This is a genomic window from Bradyrhizobium sp. Arg816, assembly GCF_029989365.1.
Classification (GTDB): Bacteria; Pseudomonadota; Alphaproteobacteria; order Rhizobiales; family Xanthobacteraceae; genus Bradyrhizobium.
In genome coordinates, this window is the sequence record NZ_JAPRAQ010000022.1 from 56,265 (window position 1) to 72,725 (window position 16,461).

13 protein-coding genes are annotated in these 16,461 nt (G+C 64.6%); 8 read left to right on the forward strand and 5 right to left on the reverse strand.

The window, feature by feature from the left end; genetic code table 11:
- Positions 1-142: 142 nt before the first annotated feature.
- Positions 143-745 (reverse strand): heme ABC exporter ATP-binding protein CcmA, encoded by a 603-nt coding sequence (gene ccmA / locus OWC48_RS35535; protein ID WP_282524170.1) that lies wholly within the window; start codon positions 743-745, stop codon positions 143-145.
- A gap of 244 nt (positions 746-989) precedes the next feature.
- On the opposite strand from ccmA, the gene acnA reads away from it, so the two are divergent.
- The 3 genes from acnA (at position 990) to OWC48_RS35550 (ending at position 5,674) form a co-directional block, all read left to right on the forward strand.
- Positions 990-3,710, forward strand: a complete 2,721-nt coding sequence (acnA, locus tag OWC48_RS35540; RefSeq protein WP_282524171.1) for an aconitate hydratase AcnA — start codon at positions 990-992, stop codon at positions 3,708-3,710.
- A gap of 222 nt (positions 3,711-3,932) precedes the next feature.
- The gene (locus OWC48_RS35545; RefSeq protein WP_282524172.1) at positions 3,933-4,709 is read left to right on the forward strand and encodes a thioredoxin family protein; all 777 of its coding nucleotides are present in this window, start codon (positions 3,933-3,935) and stop codon (positions 4,707-4,709) included.
- Positions 4,710-5,302: 593 nt separating this feature from the next.
- Positions 5,303-5,674, forward strand: coding sequence for a DUF2794 domain-containing protein (locus OWC48_RS35550; RefSeq protein WP_014490631.1), 372 nt, complete (start codon positions 5,303-5,305; stop codon positions 5,672-5,674).
- A 146-nt stretch (positions 5,675-5,820) separates the two neighbouring features.
- Here OWC48_RS35550 and OWC48_RS35555 read toward each other — a convergent pair whose 3' ends face one another.
- From OWC48_RS35555 to OWC48_RS35570, 4 genes are all read right to left on the reverse strand, one after another.
- On the reverse strand, positions 5,821-6,351 hold the full coding sequence (locus tag OWC48_RS35555) for a GNAT family N-acetyltransferase (RefSeq protein WP_282524173.1): 531 nt from the start codon (positions 6,349-6,351) through the stop codon (positions 5,821-5,823).
- 324 nt (positions 6,352-6,675) lie between these two features.
- Positions 6,676-7,467, reverse strand: coding sequence for a Bax inhibitor-1/YccA family protein (locus tag OWC48_RS35560; protein ID WP_282524174.1), 792 nt, complete (start codon positions 7,465-7,467; stop codon positions 6,676-6,678).
- Positions 7,468-7,737: 270 nt separating this feature from the next.
- The gene (locus OWC48_RS35565) at positions 7,738-10,308 is read right to left on the reverse strand and encodes an ABC transporter permease (RefSeq protein ID WP_282524175.1); all 2,571 of its coding nucleotides are present in this window, start codon (positions 10,306-10,308) and stop codon (positions 7,738-7,740) included.
- On the reverse strand, positions 10,305-11,027 hold the full coding sequence (locus tag OWC48_RS35570) for an ABC transporter ATP-binding protein (RefSeq protein WP_071908649.1): 723 nt from the start codon (positions 11,025-11,027) through the stop codon (positions 10,305-10,307). Before OWC48_RS35570 ends, OWC48_RS35565 begins: the two co-directional genes overlap by 4 nt.
- Before the next feature lie 55 nt (positions 11,028-11,082).
- Here OWC48_RS35570 and OWC48_RS35575 point away from each other — a divergent pair, with 55 nt between their 5' ends.
- The 5 genes from OWC48_RS35575 (at position 11,083) to sucC (ending at position 16,458) form a co-directional block, all read left to right on the forward strand.
- Positions 11,083-11,718: an arylesterase gene (locus OWC48_RS35575; protein ID WP_282524176.1), complete on the forward strand. Its 636-nt coding sequence runs from the start codon at positions 11,083-11,085 to the stop codon at positions 11,716-11,718.
- A gap of 174 nt (positions 11,719-11,892) precedes the next feature.
- Positions 11,893-12,429 (forward strand): RNA 2',3'-cyclic phosphodiesterase, encoded by a 537-nt coding sequence (thpR, locus tag OWC48_RS35580; RefSeq protein WP_282524177.1) that lies wholly within the window; start codon positions 11,893-11,895, stop codon positions 12,427-12,429.
- 207 nt (positions 12,430-12,636) lie between these two features.
- A complete protein-coding gene (gene zapE, locus OWC48_RS35585; RefSeq protein WP_282524178.1) occupies positions 12,637-13,821 on the forward strand; it encodes a cell division protein ZapE in 1,185 nt (394 codons plus the stop codon).
- 264 nt (positions 13,822-14,085) lie between these two features.
- Positions 14,086-15,054, forward strand: a complete 969-nt coding sequence (gene mdh, locus OWC48_RS35590) for a malate dehydrogenase (RefSeq protein WP_063980412.1) — start codon at positions 14,086-14,088, stop codon at positions 15,052-15,054.
- Positions 15,055-15,261: 207 nt separating this feature from the next.
- Positions 15,262-16,458: an ADP-forming succinate--CoA ligase subunit beta gene (sucC, locus tag OWC48_RS35595; RefSeq protein WP_282524179.1), complete on the forward strand. Its 1,197-nt coding sequence runs from the start codon at positions 15,262-15,264 to the stop codon at positions 16,456-16,458.
- Positions 16,459-16,461: the final 3 nt, after the last annotated feature.

Here is a 16,461-nt window from a genome sequence, read left to right on the forward strand (position 1 = left end):
AGCAACAGAGCGCTCGCCTCCCGAGCGCTAGAACCGAATCGCCCTACCGTGCCGCACCCCTCTCCCTGACCCTCCCCCGCAAGGGGGGAGGGAACGGAGAGAGCCGGGCTCGGCCGCTTGGAAAACTGAGGGTCCATCGGAATCATGCGGCACCCCCAATCCGCAGCTCCCGCGAATCGATCCCCAGCGGCGCATGGGTCGCCGCGATGATCAGGCCGCCGCGGGCGAGGTGATCGCGCATCAGGCCCTCGAACATGTCCTGGCCGGCCACGTCCAGCGCCGTGGTCGGCTCGTCGAGCAGCCAGACCGGGCGGCGCACGGTCAGCAGCCGGGCCAGTGACAGGCGGCGGCGCTGGCCGGCGGACAGGAAGGCGGCCGGCAAATGGGTGGCATGGTCGAGCCCGACGGTGGCGAGGCTCTTGGCGGCTTCAAAACGCTCGCCGCCCAGAAAATCAGCCCAGAATGACAGGTTTTCCGCCACGCTCAGCGCCGGCTTCAGGGCGTCGCGATGGCCGAGATAGTGGCACTGCTCCGGCAGCGTCAGCTCTGCATCGCCGCCGTCGATTGCGATTGTCCCGCCGGCCGGAATCAGCAGGCCTGCGATCAGCCGCAGCAGCGAGGTCTTGCCCGAGCCGTTGCGGCCGACGACCGCCACGGCCTCGCCGGCGACAGCCTCGAAATCGAGCCCGGAAAACACCTCGCGGCCGCCGCGCACGCAGACGACCCCGCGTCCGGACAGCTGCATCTTGCCTTGGTCCAATCCGCTCAAAGCCTGGCCTCAGGAAATCTTGGGGTAGCGCATGGGAATTTTTGGCTCGCGGATTGCTGCGGCACGATTGTGGCTGTGGCGGCGCGGTTAGAAAGCTTCTATAAGCCCGGAACTACTTGATGCAGCAACTCAACCTGCCCCTGCAAGCGAACCAGCCGGACTCGCTGACGGTGTTAAAATACCCCTTGCCGGGTATAACTAACAATTGGGATTTTCCTACATGACCTCGCTCGACAGCTTCAAATGCAAAAAGACCCTCAAGGTCGGCGCCAAGACCTATGTCTATTACAGCCTGCCCACGGCCGAGAAGAATGGTCTGAAGGGAATTTCGAAACTCCCCTATTCGATGAAGGTGCTGCTGGAAAATCTCCTCCGCAACGAGGACGGCCGCACGGTCAAGAAGGAAGACATCGTCGCGGTGTCGAAGTGGCTGCGCAAGAAGTCGCTGGAGCATGAGATCGCATTCCGCCCGGCCCGCGTGCTGATGCAGGATTTCACCGGCGTGCCGGCCGTGGTTGACCTCGCCGCGATGCGCAACGCGATGCAGAAGCTCGGCGGCGATGCCGAGAAGATCAACCCGCTGGTGCCGGTGGACCTCGTCATCGACCACTCCGTGATCGTGAACTTCTTCGGCGACAACAAGGCCTTCGGCAAGAACGTCACCGAGGAATACAAGCAGAATCAGGAGCGCTACGAGTTCCTGAAGTGGGGCCAGAAGGCGTTCTCGAACTTCTCCGTCGTGCCGCCCGGCACCGGCATCTGCCATCAGGTCAATCTCGAATATCTCTCCCAGACGGTCTGGACCAAGAAGGAGAAGATGACGGTCGGCAAGAAGACCGGCACCTTCGAGGTCGCCTATCCCGACTCGCTGGTCGGCACCGACTCCCACACCACCATGGTCAACGGTCTCGCCGTGCTCGGCTGGGGCGTCGGCGGCATCGAGGCCGAAGCCTGCATGCTCGGTCAGCCGCTGTCGATGCTGCTGCCCCACGTCGTCGGCTTCAAGCTGAAGGGCGCGATGAAGGAAGGCGTCACTGCGACCGACCTCGTGCTGACAGTCACGCAGATGCTGCGCAAGCTCGGCGTGGTCGGCAAGTTCGTCGAGTTCTTCGGCCCCGGCCTTGATCACCTGTCCGTCGCCGACAAGGCGACCATCGCCAACATGGCCCCCGAATATGGCGCGACCTGCGGCTTCTTCCCGGTCGACGCTGCTGCGCTCGATTACCTCAAGACCTCCGGCCGCGCTCCGGCGCGCGTCGCGCTGGTGCAGGCCTATGCCAAGGCGCAGGGCCTGTTCCGCACCGCCAAGTCGGCCGATCCGGTGTTCACGGAAACGCTGACCCTCGACCTCGGCGACGTCGTTCCCTCGATGGCCGGTCCGAAGCGTCCCGAAGGCCGCATCGCGCTGCCGTCGGTCGCCGAAGGCTTTTCGCTCGCGCTCGGCACCGAGTACAAGAAGACCGAAGAACCCGGGAAGCGCTTTGCCGTCGACGGCAAGAACTTCGAGATCGGTCATGGCGACGTCGTGATCGCCGCCATCACCTCCTGCACCAACACCTCGAATCCGAGCGTCTTGATCGGCGCCGGCCTGCTTGCGCGCAACGCTGCCGCCAAGGGCCTCAAGGCTAAACCGTGGGTGAAGACCTCGCTCGCCCCGGGCAGCCAGGTGGTCGCGGCCTATCTCGCCGATTCCGGTCTGCAGTCCGATCTCGACAAGGTCGGCTTCAACCTGGTGGGTTTCGGCTGCACCACCTGCATCGGCAATTCCGGTCCGTTGCCCGAGGAGATCTCGAAGTCTATCAACGACAACGGCATCGTCGCGGCCGCCGTGCTCTCCGGCAACCGTAACTTCGAAGGCCGCGTCTCGCCGGACGTGCAGGCCAACTATCTCGCTTCGCCGCCGCTGGTCGTCGCCCACGCGCTCGCGGGCAGCGTCACCAAGAACCTCGCCGTCGAGCCGCTCGGTGAGGGCAAGGACGGCAAGCCGGTGTACCTCAAGGACATCTGGCCGACGACGAAGGAGATCAACGCCTTCATGAAGAAGTTCGTGACCGCGTCGATCTTCAAGAAGAAGTATGCCGACGTGTTCAAGGGCGACACCAACTGGCGCAAGATCAAGACCGTCGAGAGCGAGACCTATCGCTGGAACATGAGCTCGACCTATGTGCAGAACCCGCCCTATTTCGACGGCATGAAGAAGGAGCCTGAGCCGGTCACCGACATCGTCGAGGCGCGCATCCTCGCCATGTTCGGCGACAAGATCACCACCGACCACATCTCGCCGGCCGGTTCGATCAAGCTCACCTCGCCCGCCGGCAAATATCTCAGCGAGCACCAGGTGCGTCCGGCCGACTTCAACCAGTACGGCACGCGTCGTGGCAACCATGAAGTGATGATGCGCGGCACCTTCGCCAACATCCGCATCAAGAACTTCATGCTGAAGGGCGCTGACGGAAATATCCCGGAAGGCGGTCTCACCAAGCACTGGCCCGACGGCGAGCAGATGTCGATCTACGACGCCGCGATGAAGTACCAGCAGGAGCAAGTGCCGCTGGTGGTGTTCGCCGGTGCCGAATACGGCAACGGCTCCTCGCGCGACTGGGCTGCGAAGGGCACGCGCCTGCTCGGCGTCCGCGCCGTGATCTGCCAGAGCTTCGAGCGTATCCACCGCTCCAACCTGGTCGGCATGGGCGTGCTGCCGCTGACCTTCGAGGAAGGCACCTCCTGGTCCTCGCTCGGCCTGAAGGGCGACGAGAAGGTCACGCTGCGCGGCCTGGTCGGCGAGCTGAAGCCGCGCCAGAAGCTGACCGCGGAGATCGTCTCCGGCGACGGTTCGTTGCAGCGCGTTTCGCTGCTTTGCCGCATCGATACGCTGGACGAGCTCGATTACTACCGGAACGGCGGCATTCTGCACTACGTGCTGCGCAAGCTCGCGGCCTAAGCGCGAATTTGTGAACGGTGGCTCACCGCGACGTGAGTAGAAGGTTAAACGAGGGCGGCCTATCACAAGGCCGCCTTCGTGCGTTGCGACAACGCCTCCGATGGCTCCGGCCGGCGGAAAACCTCGCCCTGGACGGTTGAATGTACGATGCCCGTAAGACTACGGTGACCATCAGGCGATAGGATATTCCCCCCCCCACGCGTGCGAGGTGTGACGTTCAACATGACTGCAATGATGGCTTCTAATCTGGTTTCGCGCTGGTCCGGTGCACTCTGGTCGGGAGCGCTCGGCATCTGTGCCATCGTCGCCGTCATCCGTCCCGCCGAGGCTGATCCCCGCGCCGTGGTCGAGCTCTTCACATCGCAGGGCTGCTCGTCCTGCCCGCCCGCCGACCAGGTCATCGGCGATCTCTCCAACGACCCGTCGATCATCGCGCTGAGCATGCCGATCGACTATTGGGATTATCTCGGCTGGAAGGACACGCTTGCGGATTCGCGCTTCTCGGCGCGGCAGCGCGCCTATTCGCGCATGCGCGGCGACCGCGAGGTCTATACGCCGCAAGTCGTGGTCAATGGTTCGACGCATGTCATCGGCAGCGATCGCGTCGGCATCGAGAGCGCGATCGGCAAGACCGACAAGGGCACGGGCGTGATGAGCGTGCCGGTGACGATGTCGCTTGCCGGCAAGCAGATCAACGTCTCGGTGGCGGCGAGCAAGGAGTCGGCGGTCTCGCACGGCGAGGTCTGGATCTGCTCGATCACGAAATCGGTGCCGATCGCAATCAGCCGCGGCGAAAATCGCGGACAGCAGATCACCTATCACAACGTCGTGCGCAACCTGCTCAAGGTCGGCGACTGGAATGGACGTCCGGAAAGCTGGACGGTGCCGTTGGAAAATCTCACGCGCGACGGCGTCGACGGCGCTGTGGTCTATGTCCAGGACGGCAGCCGTGAGAAGCCGGGTGCGATGCTCGGCGCAGCCTACACGTCGCTCCACTAGATCCGATTATCCCTTTAGCGCCGCACTCAATCTAACTCCTCATGGTGAGGAGTGCGCCCTCGCGCGCAGTCTCGAACCATGAAAGGCCCGCTGCTGAAACTCGGCCTCGATCCTTCGAGACGCCGCTTCGCGGCTCCTCAGGATGAGGGGAGAGTGTGTTCGCGCTGACACGAGAGAGAGAGCGTTGGTAGGTCGTGCCGCAAACGTCCCGACACAAACCAAAAAGGACCAACTTGCGTTGGCCCTCCTTGTCGCGCGTACAGACCCGATCCCGACGGCCCCGGGGGGCTGGGGGCTGAGGAATCCGGAACCGAAAGGACCGGGTCAACGCACATAGGTCTTTTCGCAATGCAGGGCGGCAGGCGCTTGGCGGAAAAGCGGCGATATCAAGATTCCTTCTAACGATCCCGTGACGGTTTGCCGCGACAGAGTTCCACTCCTGCGTGTGCTCCGTTTCGCACCCGATTCAATGAGTTGAGTGAAGAGCCCCTTGCGGCGGGGAACAGTTGGCGCGATCATGCAACTGTCATGATCCGCGGTTCCGGGGACGGTCTTCGCGGATGCGGTCATGCCGCGAGATGAGGAGGCGCTCGATGAGTCTGACGCCGGAGGATGCCGATCCGAGCGAGCAGCGCGCAGTGGCGCGCCCCGCCGCTGCGAATGCCCAACCCAACCGGGTGACATTCAACCGGCTGGAACTAAACCGCATCCTCAACCTTTACGGCCGCATGGTCGCCGACGGCGAGTGGCGCGATTATGCCATCGACTTCCTGAAGGACCGTGCGGTGTTCTCGGTCTTCCGCCGCGCCTCGGAGGTGCCGATCTACCGCATCGAGAAAGATCCGCGGCTGGCGCGCAAGCAGGGCATGTACAGCGTGATCTCGGCGACCGGCCTGATCCTGCGCCGCGGCCACGAGCTCGAGCGCGTGCTGCTGGTGATCGATCGCAAGCTGGCGGTGGTGTAGCCGCACGAGCGGTGCCGTAGGGTGGGCAAAGGCGCAAAACGCCGTGCCCACGTCCTTTCCCTGTCGTCGCAAATGGTGGGCACGCTTCCGCCTTCGCTCTCCGAGCTACGGCGGACAAGTCGCTTTGCCCACCCTACGAGACTGTCCTACTTGGTTGGCACGGTGCTCGCGCCCTCGCCGAGGTCGCGTTGCATCATCACCGTGTCGAGCCAGCGGCCGAATTTCAGGCCAACATTGGGATGCGTGCCGATCATCTTGAAACCGCCGCGCGTGTGCACGCCGATCGAACCGGCATTGGCGGAATCGCCGATCACCGCGATCATCTGGCGGAAGCCGCGCGCCTCGCATTCGGTGATCAGCCGCTCCAGCAGCAACGAGCCGATGCCGCGGCGGTGGAACGAGGGATCGAGATAGATCGAGTTCTCGACCGTGAAGCGGTAGGCCGGCCGCGGCCGGTAGGCGCCGGCATAGGCATAGCCGGCGACGCGGCCGTCGAGGATGGCGACGAAATAGGGATAGCCGCCGTCGATCAATGCGCGGTAGCGGCGCGTCATCTCGGCGAGGTCGGGCGGTTCCAGCTCGAACGTCGCCGTGCCCTCGCGAACGGCCTGCTGGTAGATGGCGGTGATGGCGGGAAGGTCGGCCTCAATGGCGGGCCTGATCTCAGGTGCGGACATGGGAGGAAGATTAGAGCCTTCCCGAGACGGCTGGAAGGGGGCGAAGCCGCCTCGCCGCCGTCATTGCGAGCGCAGCGAAGCAATCCAGAAATGCGCCCGCGGAGGGTCCCTGGATTGCTTCGCTGCGCTCGCAAGGACGAGGAGAGAGGTGACGCTCGTAGCCCGGATGAAGCGCAGCGAAATCCGGGGCCGTCGTATCCGCAGATAGGCCTGTCCCGGATTGCGCTTCGCTTCATCCGGGCTACGGGCGTGCGGCGCATCCCGGCCCAAACAAAAACCCCGGCCTCTCGGCCGGGGTTCGTATCCGTTCCCTCGTCGAAGCGCTTAGTCGCGCTGGCCGAGGAGCTGCAGGAGCAGCGTGAACAGGTTGATGAAGTTCAGGTACAGCGACAGCGCGCCGGTAATGGCCGCACGCTCTGCGATGTCACCGCCGGCCGAGGCGTAGCCGTAGATGTAGTCGTTCTTCAGCCGCTGGGTGTCCCAGGCGGTGAGGCCAGCGAACACCAGCACGCCGACCACGGACACGATGAACTGCAGCATCGAGCTCACCAGGAACAGGTTGACCAGGCTCGCGATGATGATGCCGATCAGGCCCATGAACAGGAACGAGCCCATTCCGGTCAGGTCACGCTTGGTCGTGTAGCCGTAGAGGCTGAGCGCGCCGAACGTGGCCGCGGTGATGAAGAACACCCGCACGATCGAGGTGTGCGTGAACACCAGGAAGATCGAGGATAGCGAGATGCCCATCAGCGCCGCGAACACCCAGAACAGGATCTGCGCGGTCGAGGGGGCGAGGCGGTTGATGCCCGCCGAGATCACGAACACCATTGCGAGCGGCGCGAGCATGAACAGCCACTTCAGGGGGCTGACGAACATCGCGTAGCCGAACGGCGTCAGGAACAGCTTGCCGACGCGGACGGCTTCCGGAGTCGGAACGTCGGTCACGGCGGCCATATAGACGCCGAGCGCGGCCAGGCCGGTGATGGCGAGGCCGATGCTCATGTAATTGTAGATGCGCAGCATATAGGCGCGCAGGCCGGCATCGACCGTCGCGGCGTCAACACGCCCGGCGGCCCTGCCGAAAGGAGAAGCGTAGTTACGGTCTAGGTCCGACATGGTCGAATTCCCGTTGGTTAGCCCGGTCCGGCATGAGGGTCGCCATGCCGCCGGTTCGTCAAATTCTATCTCGGATACCGATCTGTGCCGACTAAATTCTGGCTCATAATCGGGGCTCCGAACCCATTGGATATGTGGGAAACTAACACATTCGCTGCAACCGTCCACGCGCGGCTGAATGTCGCCCTCGCCCGCAATCCTGGCGAGCAGACGTGGTTAATCGCTGGAATCGTGCGATTCCGACATCGCGGGGTCGCCCGCTACCATTTGTCACAAATTCCGCAACACCGTGGCGGGCTTTTTGTTCAATGCCAGCAGCGTCCCGGCGAGCCCAAGTCCGACCGTGACCACCAGGGCCGCCGCGACCACGCCGGCCGCGCTGCCGGCCTGCCAGATGAAACTCAGTGTCATCAGCCGCGTCACGATCATCCAGGCCGCGATGCTGCCGGCGATCACGCCGAACACCGCGGTGGCAAGTCCGATCAGCAGGTATTCGAGGGCATAGGCGCCGAGCAGCCGCAGCCGGGTCGCGCCGAGGGTCTTGAGGATCACCGCATCGTAGACCCGGTGGCGGTGGCCGGCGGCGAGCGCGCCGCCCAGCACCAGGATCGCCGAGATCAGGGTCACCGCGCTGGCGCCGCGGATCGCGAGCGCCAGATTGGTCACGACCGAGCCGACCGTCTCCATCACCTCGCGCACGCGAACGCTCGTCACCATCGGATAGGCGTCGGCGACCTGCTTGATGATCTTGCCGTCGCCGGCCGCAGTGCCGCCGGCCTCGGTGAGCGTCGCGATATGGGTGTGGGGCGCGCCCTTGAAGGCGTTGGGCGAGAACACCAGCACGAAATTGATGCCCATGCCCTGCCAGTCGATGGTGCGCAGATTGCCGATTTTGGCCGGGATGTCGCGGCCGAGCACGTTGACCACGATCTCGTCGCCGAGCTTGAGACCGAGCCCGTCGGCGATTTTCTTCTCCATCGAGACCAGCAGCGGGCCGGAATAGTCGGCGCTCCACCATTCGCCCTCGACCACCTTGGAGCCCTTCGGCAGCTCGGCGGTGTAGGTCAGGCCGCGGTCGCTTTGCAGCACCCATTCGGAATCGGTGGTGGGCTTGAGGTCCTCGGCACGGATCCCGCGCGCGGCGACGATGCGCCCGCGCAGCATCGGCACGTCCTCGACCTTTGCGCCCGGCGCGATCCGGCGCAGATAGCCGTCGAACTGCTCGGCCTGCGTGCTCGGGATGTCGATGAAGAAGAACGACGGCGCGTGCTCGGGGAGGGCCGCAAGGAACTGCCGGCGCAGATTGCCGTCGATCTGGGTGATGGTGACGAGCACGGCGAGCCCGAGCCCGAGCGACAGCACGACGGAGGGCGTCAGCGCGCCCGGCCGGTGGATGTTGGCGATCGCCAGCCGCAGCATCGGCAGGCGCGTGCGCGGCAGCCGGCGCGCGATCGTCATCAGCAGGGCGGCGATGCCGCGGAGCAGGGCGAACACGACGACGGAGGAGGCCACGAACACCGCGGCGATGCGCTTGTCGAAGGACAATCCGATCACGACCGCGATCAGCAGCGCGATCACGCCGGCCATGAACACGAGATAGCTCCAGCGCGGCCGGTGCCATTCGGAGCTGATGGTGTCGCGGAACAGCGCGGCGACCGGCACGTCGTGCACCCGCCCGAGCGGCCACAGGCCGAAGGCGAGCGCCGTGAGCAGGCCATAGACGAAGGACAGCGCGAGCTCGTCGGCATGCATGGCCGGCACCACCGGCAGCGGCAGCAGCTTTCCGAACAGGCCGACGATGGCGAACGGCATGGCGGCGCCGAGCGCAAGGCCGATCACCGAGCCAATTCCCGCCAGCAGCAGGACCTGCGCCAGATAGATGCCGAACACGTCGCGGCCGGTGGCGCCGACCGCCTTGAACGCCGCGATGACCTCGAGCCGGCGGTCGATATGGCTCTTGACGGCATTGGCGACGCCGACGCCGCCGACCAGGAGCGCGGCGAGGCCGACCAGCGTCAGGAATTGCGTGAAGCGGTTGATGTTGCGCTCGAGCTGCGGCGAGGCATTGGAGCGGCTGCGGATCTCCCAGCCGGCCTGCGGCGCGGCGTTGCGCGCGTCCGCGATGAAGGCGTCGGTGGCGCGCTCGCTGTTGCCGGTGTCAGGCAGCTTCACCCGGTACACCCAGCGCACCAGGCTGCCGGGCTGGATCAGGCCGGTGGCGCGCAGGCCCGCCTCGCTGATCAGGAAGCGCGGCCCGAAACCGATGCCGCCGGCGAGCTTGTCGGGCTCGGCTTCGACAGTGCTGCGGATCTGGAAGGTCGCGCTTCCGATGGTGACGCGGTCGCCGGTCTTCAGCGACAGCCGCGCCAGCAGCGTCGGATCGGCGGCGGCACCGAACGCGCCGTCGCGCTCCGCGAGCAGGTCGGACATCGGCAGCGGCGGCGCCAGCGTCAGCTGACCCAGCATCGGATAGGTGTCGTCGACCGCCTTCATCTCGACCAGCGCGAGCTGGCCGTCGGCGGAGCGTGCCATGCCTCGCAAGGTCGCGGCTGTCGAGACGGTGCCGCGCGAGCGCAGGAAGGAGACTTCCTCGGGCTTCGCCTCGCGCTGGAACAGCACGAAGGAGACGTCGCCGCCGAGCAGCGTGCGGCCCTCGCGCGCGAGACCGTCGCTCAGGCTTGCCGACACCGAGCCGACGCCGGCGATGGCCATCACGCCGAGCGCGATGCAGGCGATGAAGACATAGAAGCCGCGCAGGCCTCCGCGCAATTCGCGCAGCGCGTAGCGCAGCGACAGCGCGACGCCGTTGGGCTTCGCGAACGGTTCGGCCGCGATGCTCATGCCGGCGCAGACTGGGTGTCGATGCGGCCGGAGCGCAGGCGGATCACGCGATCGCAGCGCTGTGCGAGCGAGGAATCGTGCGTGACCAGCACCAGCGTCATGCCGCGCTCGGCGTGTTTGTTGAACAGAAGATCGACGATCTGTTTTCCGGTGGCCTCGTCGAGATTGCCGGTCGGCTCGTCCGCGACGAGGATGGCGGGATCGGGCGCCAGCGCGCGGGCGAGCGCGACGCGCTGCTGCTCGCCGCCGGACAGTTGCGTCGGATAGTGATGCAGGCGATCGCCGAGCCCGACCGATTGCAGCTCCTGCGCCGCGCGTCTTGCAGCGTCAGGGTTGCCGGCGAGTTCGAGCGGCACGGCGACGTTCTCGAGCGCCGTCATGGTCGGGATCAGATGGAAGGACTGGAAGACGATGCCGACCTGGCGGCCGCGGAAGCGGGCCAGCGCGTCCTCGTCGAGGGCATTGAAAGGCGTGCCTGACACCACCACCTCTCCGCTATCAGGACGCTCCAGCCCCGCCATCACCATCAGCAGCGTGGATTTGCCCGAGCCTGACGGGCCGATCAGGCCGATCGTCTCGCCCGAGGCGACCCGCAGGCTGATATCCTTGAGGATGTGAACGCGTGCCGCGCCCGTACCCAATGAAAGATTGACGTTGGAGATGGCGATGGTGTCCGGCGCGGTGCCGGCGAGCGAAGAGGTTTCGATGCGACTGTCCATGGTCCGGTCATATGGCAACTCCGCATACGCGGTCGAGAGGCGTTACGGATTGTTCATGCACATAGCCGTGTTGATGTTCGCTTTGATGACGGCGGCGGATCCGGCATGGGCCGAAGCGGCAAAGCCGGTCAGGCTTGTCGTTCTCGGCGATTCCCTGAGCGCCGGCCTCGGCCTCCCGGCCCAGGACGCATTCCCCACAAAACTTCAAAAATCCTTTCAGGCCAAAGGCATAGCGGTCGACATGACCAATGCCGGCGTGTCCGGCGACACCTCGTCCGGCGGCCGAGACCGGCTCGACTGGTCGGTCCCGGACGGAACCGACGGCGTGATCATCGAGCTCGGCGCCAACGACGCGCTGCGCGGCATCGACCCCGATTTGACGCGGACCGCGCTGACCGACATCGTCCAGCGATTGAAGGCACGCAAGATCGCGGTGATGCTGTGCGGCATGCTGGCGCCGCCGAATTACGGCGCGGACTACGCCACGCGCTTCAATTCGATTTATCCGGATCTTGCGAAAAAATTCGACGTGCCGCTCTATCCGTTTTTCCTCGACGGCGTCGCGGCCGACGCCAAGCTCAACCAGGCCGACGGCATTCATCCGACCGCGGCCGGCGTCGACATCATCGTTAACAACATCATGCCCACCGTGGAGGCATTTTTGCGCAACATAAGCGAGCAGCGCCGCTGAAAAGCGGGCAGCGCTAACCGTAATTCCCAGGGTTTTACCGGGGTGAGGCGCGCGATGCTTCGCAGAGTCACACAACTGCGATAGGAATCAGGGTACCGGTGATTCGTCGCCGGCTCTACAATTTGGATATGATCCTTCCCAGGGATCGTGCCCAAGCATCGGGAGTGCGAAACGATGCCGCGTCTGTTCACAGGTCTGGAAATTCCGGCCGAGATCGGCCAGACGCTTTCCAATTTGCGGGGTGGCCTTCCCGGCGCCCGCTGGGTCGATCCCGAAAATTATCATGTTACCCTGCGCTTCATCGGCGATATCGACGGCATGTCCGCCAACGAGATCGCATCGATGCTGTTTCGCGTCGATCGCAAGCCCTTCGAGGTGAAGGTGCAGGGGCTCACGAGCTTCGGCGGCCGCAAGCCGCGCGCGGTGGTCGCAACCATCGCGCCGAGCAAGCCGCTGATGGAATTGCAGGCCGAGCTCGAACGCATGATGCAGCGGATGGGCCTCGATCCTGAAGGCCGCAAGTTCACCCCGCATGTCACGCTGGCCCGGCTGCACGACGCGTCCGACCGCGACGTCGCCGACTATCTCTCGCTGCGCGGTTACTTCCCGAGCAAGGCGTTCATGGCCGAACGTTTTGTCTTGTTCTCGTCACGCGCATCGACCGGCGGCGGCCCCTATGTAGTCGAGGACGCCTACGAGCTGTGTGAGTAGCACCGCTCTCGTGCCCCGGACGCGGTGCAGCGCGTAGCGGTGCGCCGCAGAGCCGGGGCCCATCGCGACACGGCAATGAACGAAACAGTGGGTCCCGGCTCTGCGCAGCGTCACTGCGTGCCGCAGCGCGTCCGGGACACGGAACGCATAGCGCCCCGCACCAATTGACGGCTTGCAATTTCCGCGCATCTCTGGCGGAAAAGAGCCATGCTCTCCACCCCCAGTTCCTCATTCCACGAGGCGTACCAGGCCCAGATCGCGTCCGGCGCGATCGAGCCCGATGCTGCGCAGGCCGAAATCGCCGAAGCCTATGCGGCCCTCGACCACCGGCTCGCGAATTACAAGCCGCAGCGCAAGCAGGGTCTGCTCAGTCGTCTGTTCAGCGGCGACAAGGACGAGGCGCCGCGCGGGCTCTACGTCCATGGCGAAGTCGGCCGCGGCAAGACCATGCTGATGGATCTGTTCTTCCAGCACAGTACCGTCGAGCACAAGCGCCGCGCGCATTTCCACGAGTTCATGGCGGAAGCGCATGAGCGCATCTACGATTATCGCCAGGGCATCTCGCGCGGCGAGATCGCCGATGGCGACGTCATCGCGCTGACCGCGAACGCGATCTTCGAGGAAAGCTGGCTGCTCTGCTTCGACGAATTCCACGTCACCGACATCGCGGACGCGATGATCCTCGGCCGCCTGTTCGCAAAACTGTTCGAGCTCGGCACCGTGGTCGTCGCGACCTCCAACGTTGCGCCCGACGATCTCTACAAAGGCGGCTTGAACCGTTCGCTGTTCCTGCCCTTCATCAAGCAGATCACCGACCACATGGACGTGCTGCGGCTCGATGCGCGCACGGATTTCCGCCTGGAAAAGCTTCAGGGCGTGCCGATGTGGCTGACGCCGGCCGACGGCGATGCGGACGCAGCCCTCGACCGCGCCTGGTCGAAGATGACCGGCGGCGCCAAATGCAAGTCGCGCAATATTTCGTTCAAGGGCCGCATCCTGCACGTGCCGTGCTCGGCCCATGGTGTGGCGCGGTTCGGATTTGCGGATCTCTGCGAAAAACCGCTCGGCGCGTCCGACTACCTCCGCCTCGCGCACGACTATCACACCATCCTGGTCGACCATATTCCAGTGATGGATTTTTCCCAGCGCAACGCCGCCAAGCGTTTCATCACGCTGATCGATACGCTCTATGACAATGCCGTGAAGCTGATGGCCTCGGCTGATGCCAATCCGATCTCGCTCTACCTCGCCCACGAGGGCAACGAGGCCATGGAGTTCAAGCGGACGGCGTCGCGCCTGATCGAAATGAGCTCGGAATCCTATCTGGCGCTGCCTCACGGCCGCAAGGATTCCACCGCCAGCGGCTCCACCAAGGGCCTGGTGGAGACTTAAGTCCTATTTGCCAGCGCTGTCATTCCGGGGCGTCGCGAAGCGACGAGCCCGGAATCCGTACTCCCGCTGGTGGTTATGAATTCTCAGATGCGCAATTGCGCATCGTAGCTCGCGACTTTCGTCGCGCCCCGGAATGACAGGGATGCGCTTCAATATTCGCCAAGCCCGACAATTGGGCATCCACCGACTTGAACGGGGGGAGCGAAAGGGATAACCACCCGTCTCAGTTTTCCCCTCCTTAACGTGTCTAAAGGACAGGTTCACATGGCGCGCGACAAGATTGCTTTGATTGGCTCCGGTCAGATCGGCGGAACGCTGGCTCATCTCATCGGCCTGAAAGAACTGGGCGACGTGGTGATGTTCGACATCGCCGAGGGCGTGCCGCAGGGCAAGGCGCTCGACATCGCCCAGTCCTCGCCGGTCGACGGTTTTGACGCGCACTATACCGGCGCCAATTCGTACGAAGCCCTCGACAACGCCAAAGTCTGCATCGTCACCGCCGGCGTGCCGCGCAAGCCCGGCATGAGCCGCGACGATCTCCTCTCCATCAACCTCAAGGTCATGGAGCAGGTCGGCGCCGGCATCAAGAAATACGCCCCCGACGCCTTCGTCATCTGCATCACCAACCCGCTCGACGCGATGGTGTGGGCGCTGCAGAAGGCTTCGGGCCTGCCGCACAAGAAGGTCGTCGGCATGGCCGGCGTGCTGGATTCCTCGCGCTTCCGCTACTTCCTGGCCGACGAGTTCAACGTCTCGGTCGAGGACGTCACCGCCTTCGTGCTCGGCGGTCACGGCGACACCATGGTGCCGCTGGTGAAGTACTCTACCGTCGCCGGCATTCCGCTGCCCGACCTCGTCAAGATGGGCTGGACCTCGCAGGCGCGCCTCGACGAGATCGTCGACCGCACCCGCAACGGCGGCGCCGAGATCGTCAATCTGCTCAAGACCGGCTCGGCCTTCTACGCGCCTGCCGCCTCCGCGATCGCGATGGCCGAGAGCTATCTGCGGGACAAGAAGCGCGTGCTGGCCAGCGCCGCCTACCTCAACGGCGAATACGGCGTGAAGGATATGTATGTCGGCGTGCCCGTCGTGATCGGCGCCAAGGGCGTCGAGCGCGTCGTCGAGATCGAGCTCACCGGCAAGGACCGCGAGGCTTTCGACAAGTCGGTCGGCGCCGTACAGGGCCTGGTCGATGCCTGCAAGAAGATCGCACCCGATCTTCTCGGCCGCTAAGCGCAAAAATCCCCGCCGAAGACCGAAATCCGGTCTTCGGCGGTTTCACTTCTGGGGCCTGCTTGACAGGGCAGGCGCCCGGTTCGGCAGTCCAGAGATCTCGATGTCAAAGAATCCGGGTTGCAGTTCCTGTGGTATATGGTATGCCAGCCACAAGACTGAGGTGGGCCCAAGAGGTCACCGCCCGCGGGTTCAGGGAGCGACCATATGAATATCCATGAATATCAGGCCAAAGCGCTGCTGAACGAGTTCGGCGTCGCGATCTCCAAGGGCGTCCCCGTCCTGAAGCCCGCGGACGCGGAAGCCGCCGCCAAGGCCCTCCCGGGTCCGGTCTGGGTGGTGAAGAGCCAGATCCACGCCGGCGGCCGCGGCAAGGGCAAGTTCAAGGAAGCCTCGGCCGGCGACAAGGGCGGCGTGCGCATCGCCAAGTCGGCCGCCGAGGTCGCCGAATTCGCCAAGCAGATGCTCGGCGCCACGCTTGTGACGATCCAGACCGGCCCCGCCGGCAAGCAGGTCAACCGCCTCTACATCGAGGACGGCTCGGACATCGACAAGGAGTTCTACCTCTCGATCCTGGTCGACCGCGAGACCTCGCGCGTGTCGTTCGTGGTGTCGACCGAGGGCGGCGTCAACATCGAGGACGTCGCGCACAACACGCCTGAGAAGATCGTCACCTTCTCCATCGATCCCGCGACCGGCATCATGGGCCATCACGGCCGCACCGTCGCCAACGCGCTGAAACTCTCCGGCGATCTCGCCAAGCAGGCCGAGAAGCTCACCGCGCAGCTCTACACCGCCTTCGTCGCCAAGGACATGTCGATGCTGGAGATCAACCCGCTGGTCGTGACCAAGCAGGGCCAGCTCCGCGTGCTCGACGCCAAGGTGTCGTTCGACGACAACGCGCTGTTCCGTCATCCCGAGGTGCTCGCGCTGCGCGACGAGACCGAGGAAGACGCCAAGGAAATCGAGGCGTCGAAATACGACCTCAACTACGTCACCCTCGACGGCAACATCGGCTGCATGGTCAACGGCGCCGGCCTCGCCATGGCGACGATGGATATCATCAAGCTCTACGGCATGGCGCCGGCGAACTTCCTCGACGTCGGCGGCAGCGCCAGCAAGGAGAAGGTCGCAGCCGCCTTCAAGATCATCACCGCCGATCCCAACGTGAAGGGCATCCTGGTCAACATCTTCGGTGGGATCATGAAGTGCGACGTGATCGCCGAAGGCGTCACGGCCGCCGTGCGCGAGGTCGGCCTCAGCGTGCCGCTGGTGGTTCGCCTCGAAGGCACCAATGTCGAGCTCGGCAAGAAGATCATCCGCGAATCCGGCCTGAACGTGGTGCCGGCCGACAATCTCGACGACGCCGCGCAGAAGATCGTGAAGGCCGTCAAGGGAGGCTGAGGC

Bases quoted from the DNA above. Each gene is read 5' to 3' on its own strand.
- OWC48_RS35560 (WP_282524174.1), bottom strand. From the start codon at position 7,467: ATGTCGGACCTAGACCGTAACTACGCTTCTCCTTTCGGCAGGGCCGCC.
- mdh (WP_063980412.1), top strand. From the start codon at position 14,086: ATGGCGCGCGACAAGATTGCTTTGATTGGCTCCGGTCAGATCGGCGGA.
- ccmA (WP_282524170.1), bottom strand. From the start codon at position 745: ATGCAGCTGTCCGGACGCGGGGTCGTCTGCGTGCGCGGCGGCCGCGAG.
- sucC (WP_282524179.1), top strand. From the start codon at position 15,262: ATGAATATCCATGAATATCAGGCCAAAGCGCTGCTGAACGAGTTCGGC.
- OWC48_RS35565 (WP_282524175.1), bottom strand. From the start codon at position 10,308: ATGAGCATCGCGGCCGAACCGTTCGCGAAGCCCAACGGCGTCGCGCTG.
- OWC48_RS35550 (WP_014490631.1), top strand. From the start codon at position 5,303: ATGAGTCTGACGCCGGAGGATGCCGATCCGAGCGAGCAGCGCGCAGTG.
- OWC48_RS35545 (WP_282524172.1), top strand. From the start codon at position 3,933: ATGACTGCAATGATGGCTTCTAATCTGGTTTCGCGCTGGTCCGGTGCA.
- OWC48_RS35555 (WP_282524173.1), bottom strand. From the start codon at position 6,351: ATGTCCGCACCTGAGATCAGGCCCGCCATTGAGGCCGACCTTCCCGCC.
- OWC48_RS35575 (WP_282524176.1), top strand. From the start codon at position 11,083: ATGCACATAGCCGTGTTGATGTTCGCTTTGATGACGGCGGCGGATCCG.
- thpR (WP_282524177.1), top strand. From the start codon at position 11,893: ATGCCGCGTCTGTTCACAGGTCTGGAAATTCCGGCCGAGATCGGCCAG.
- zapE (WP_282524178.1), top strand. From the start codon at position 12,637: ATGCTCTCCACCCCCAGTTCCTCATTCCACGAGGCGTACCAGGCCCAG.
- OWC48_RS35570 (WP_071908649.1), bottom strand. From the start codon at position 11,027: ATGGACAGTCGCATCGAAACCTCTTCGCTCGCCGGCACCGCGCCGGAC.
- acnA (WP_282524171.1), top strand. From the start codon at position 990: ATGACCTCGCTCGACAGCTTCAAATGCAAAAAGACCCTCAAGGTCGGC.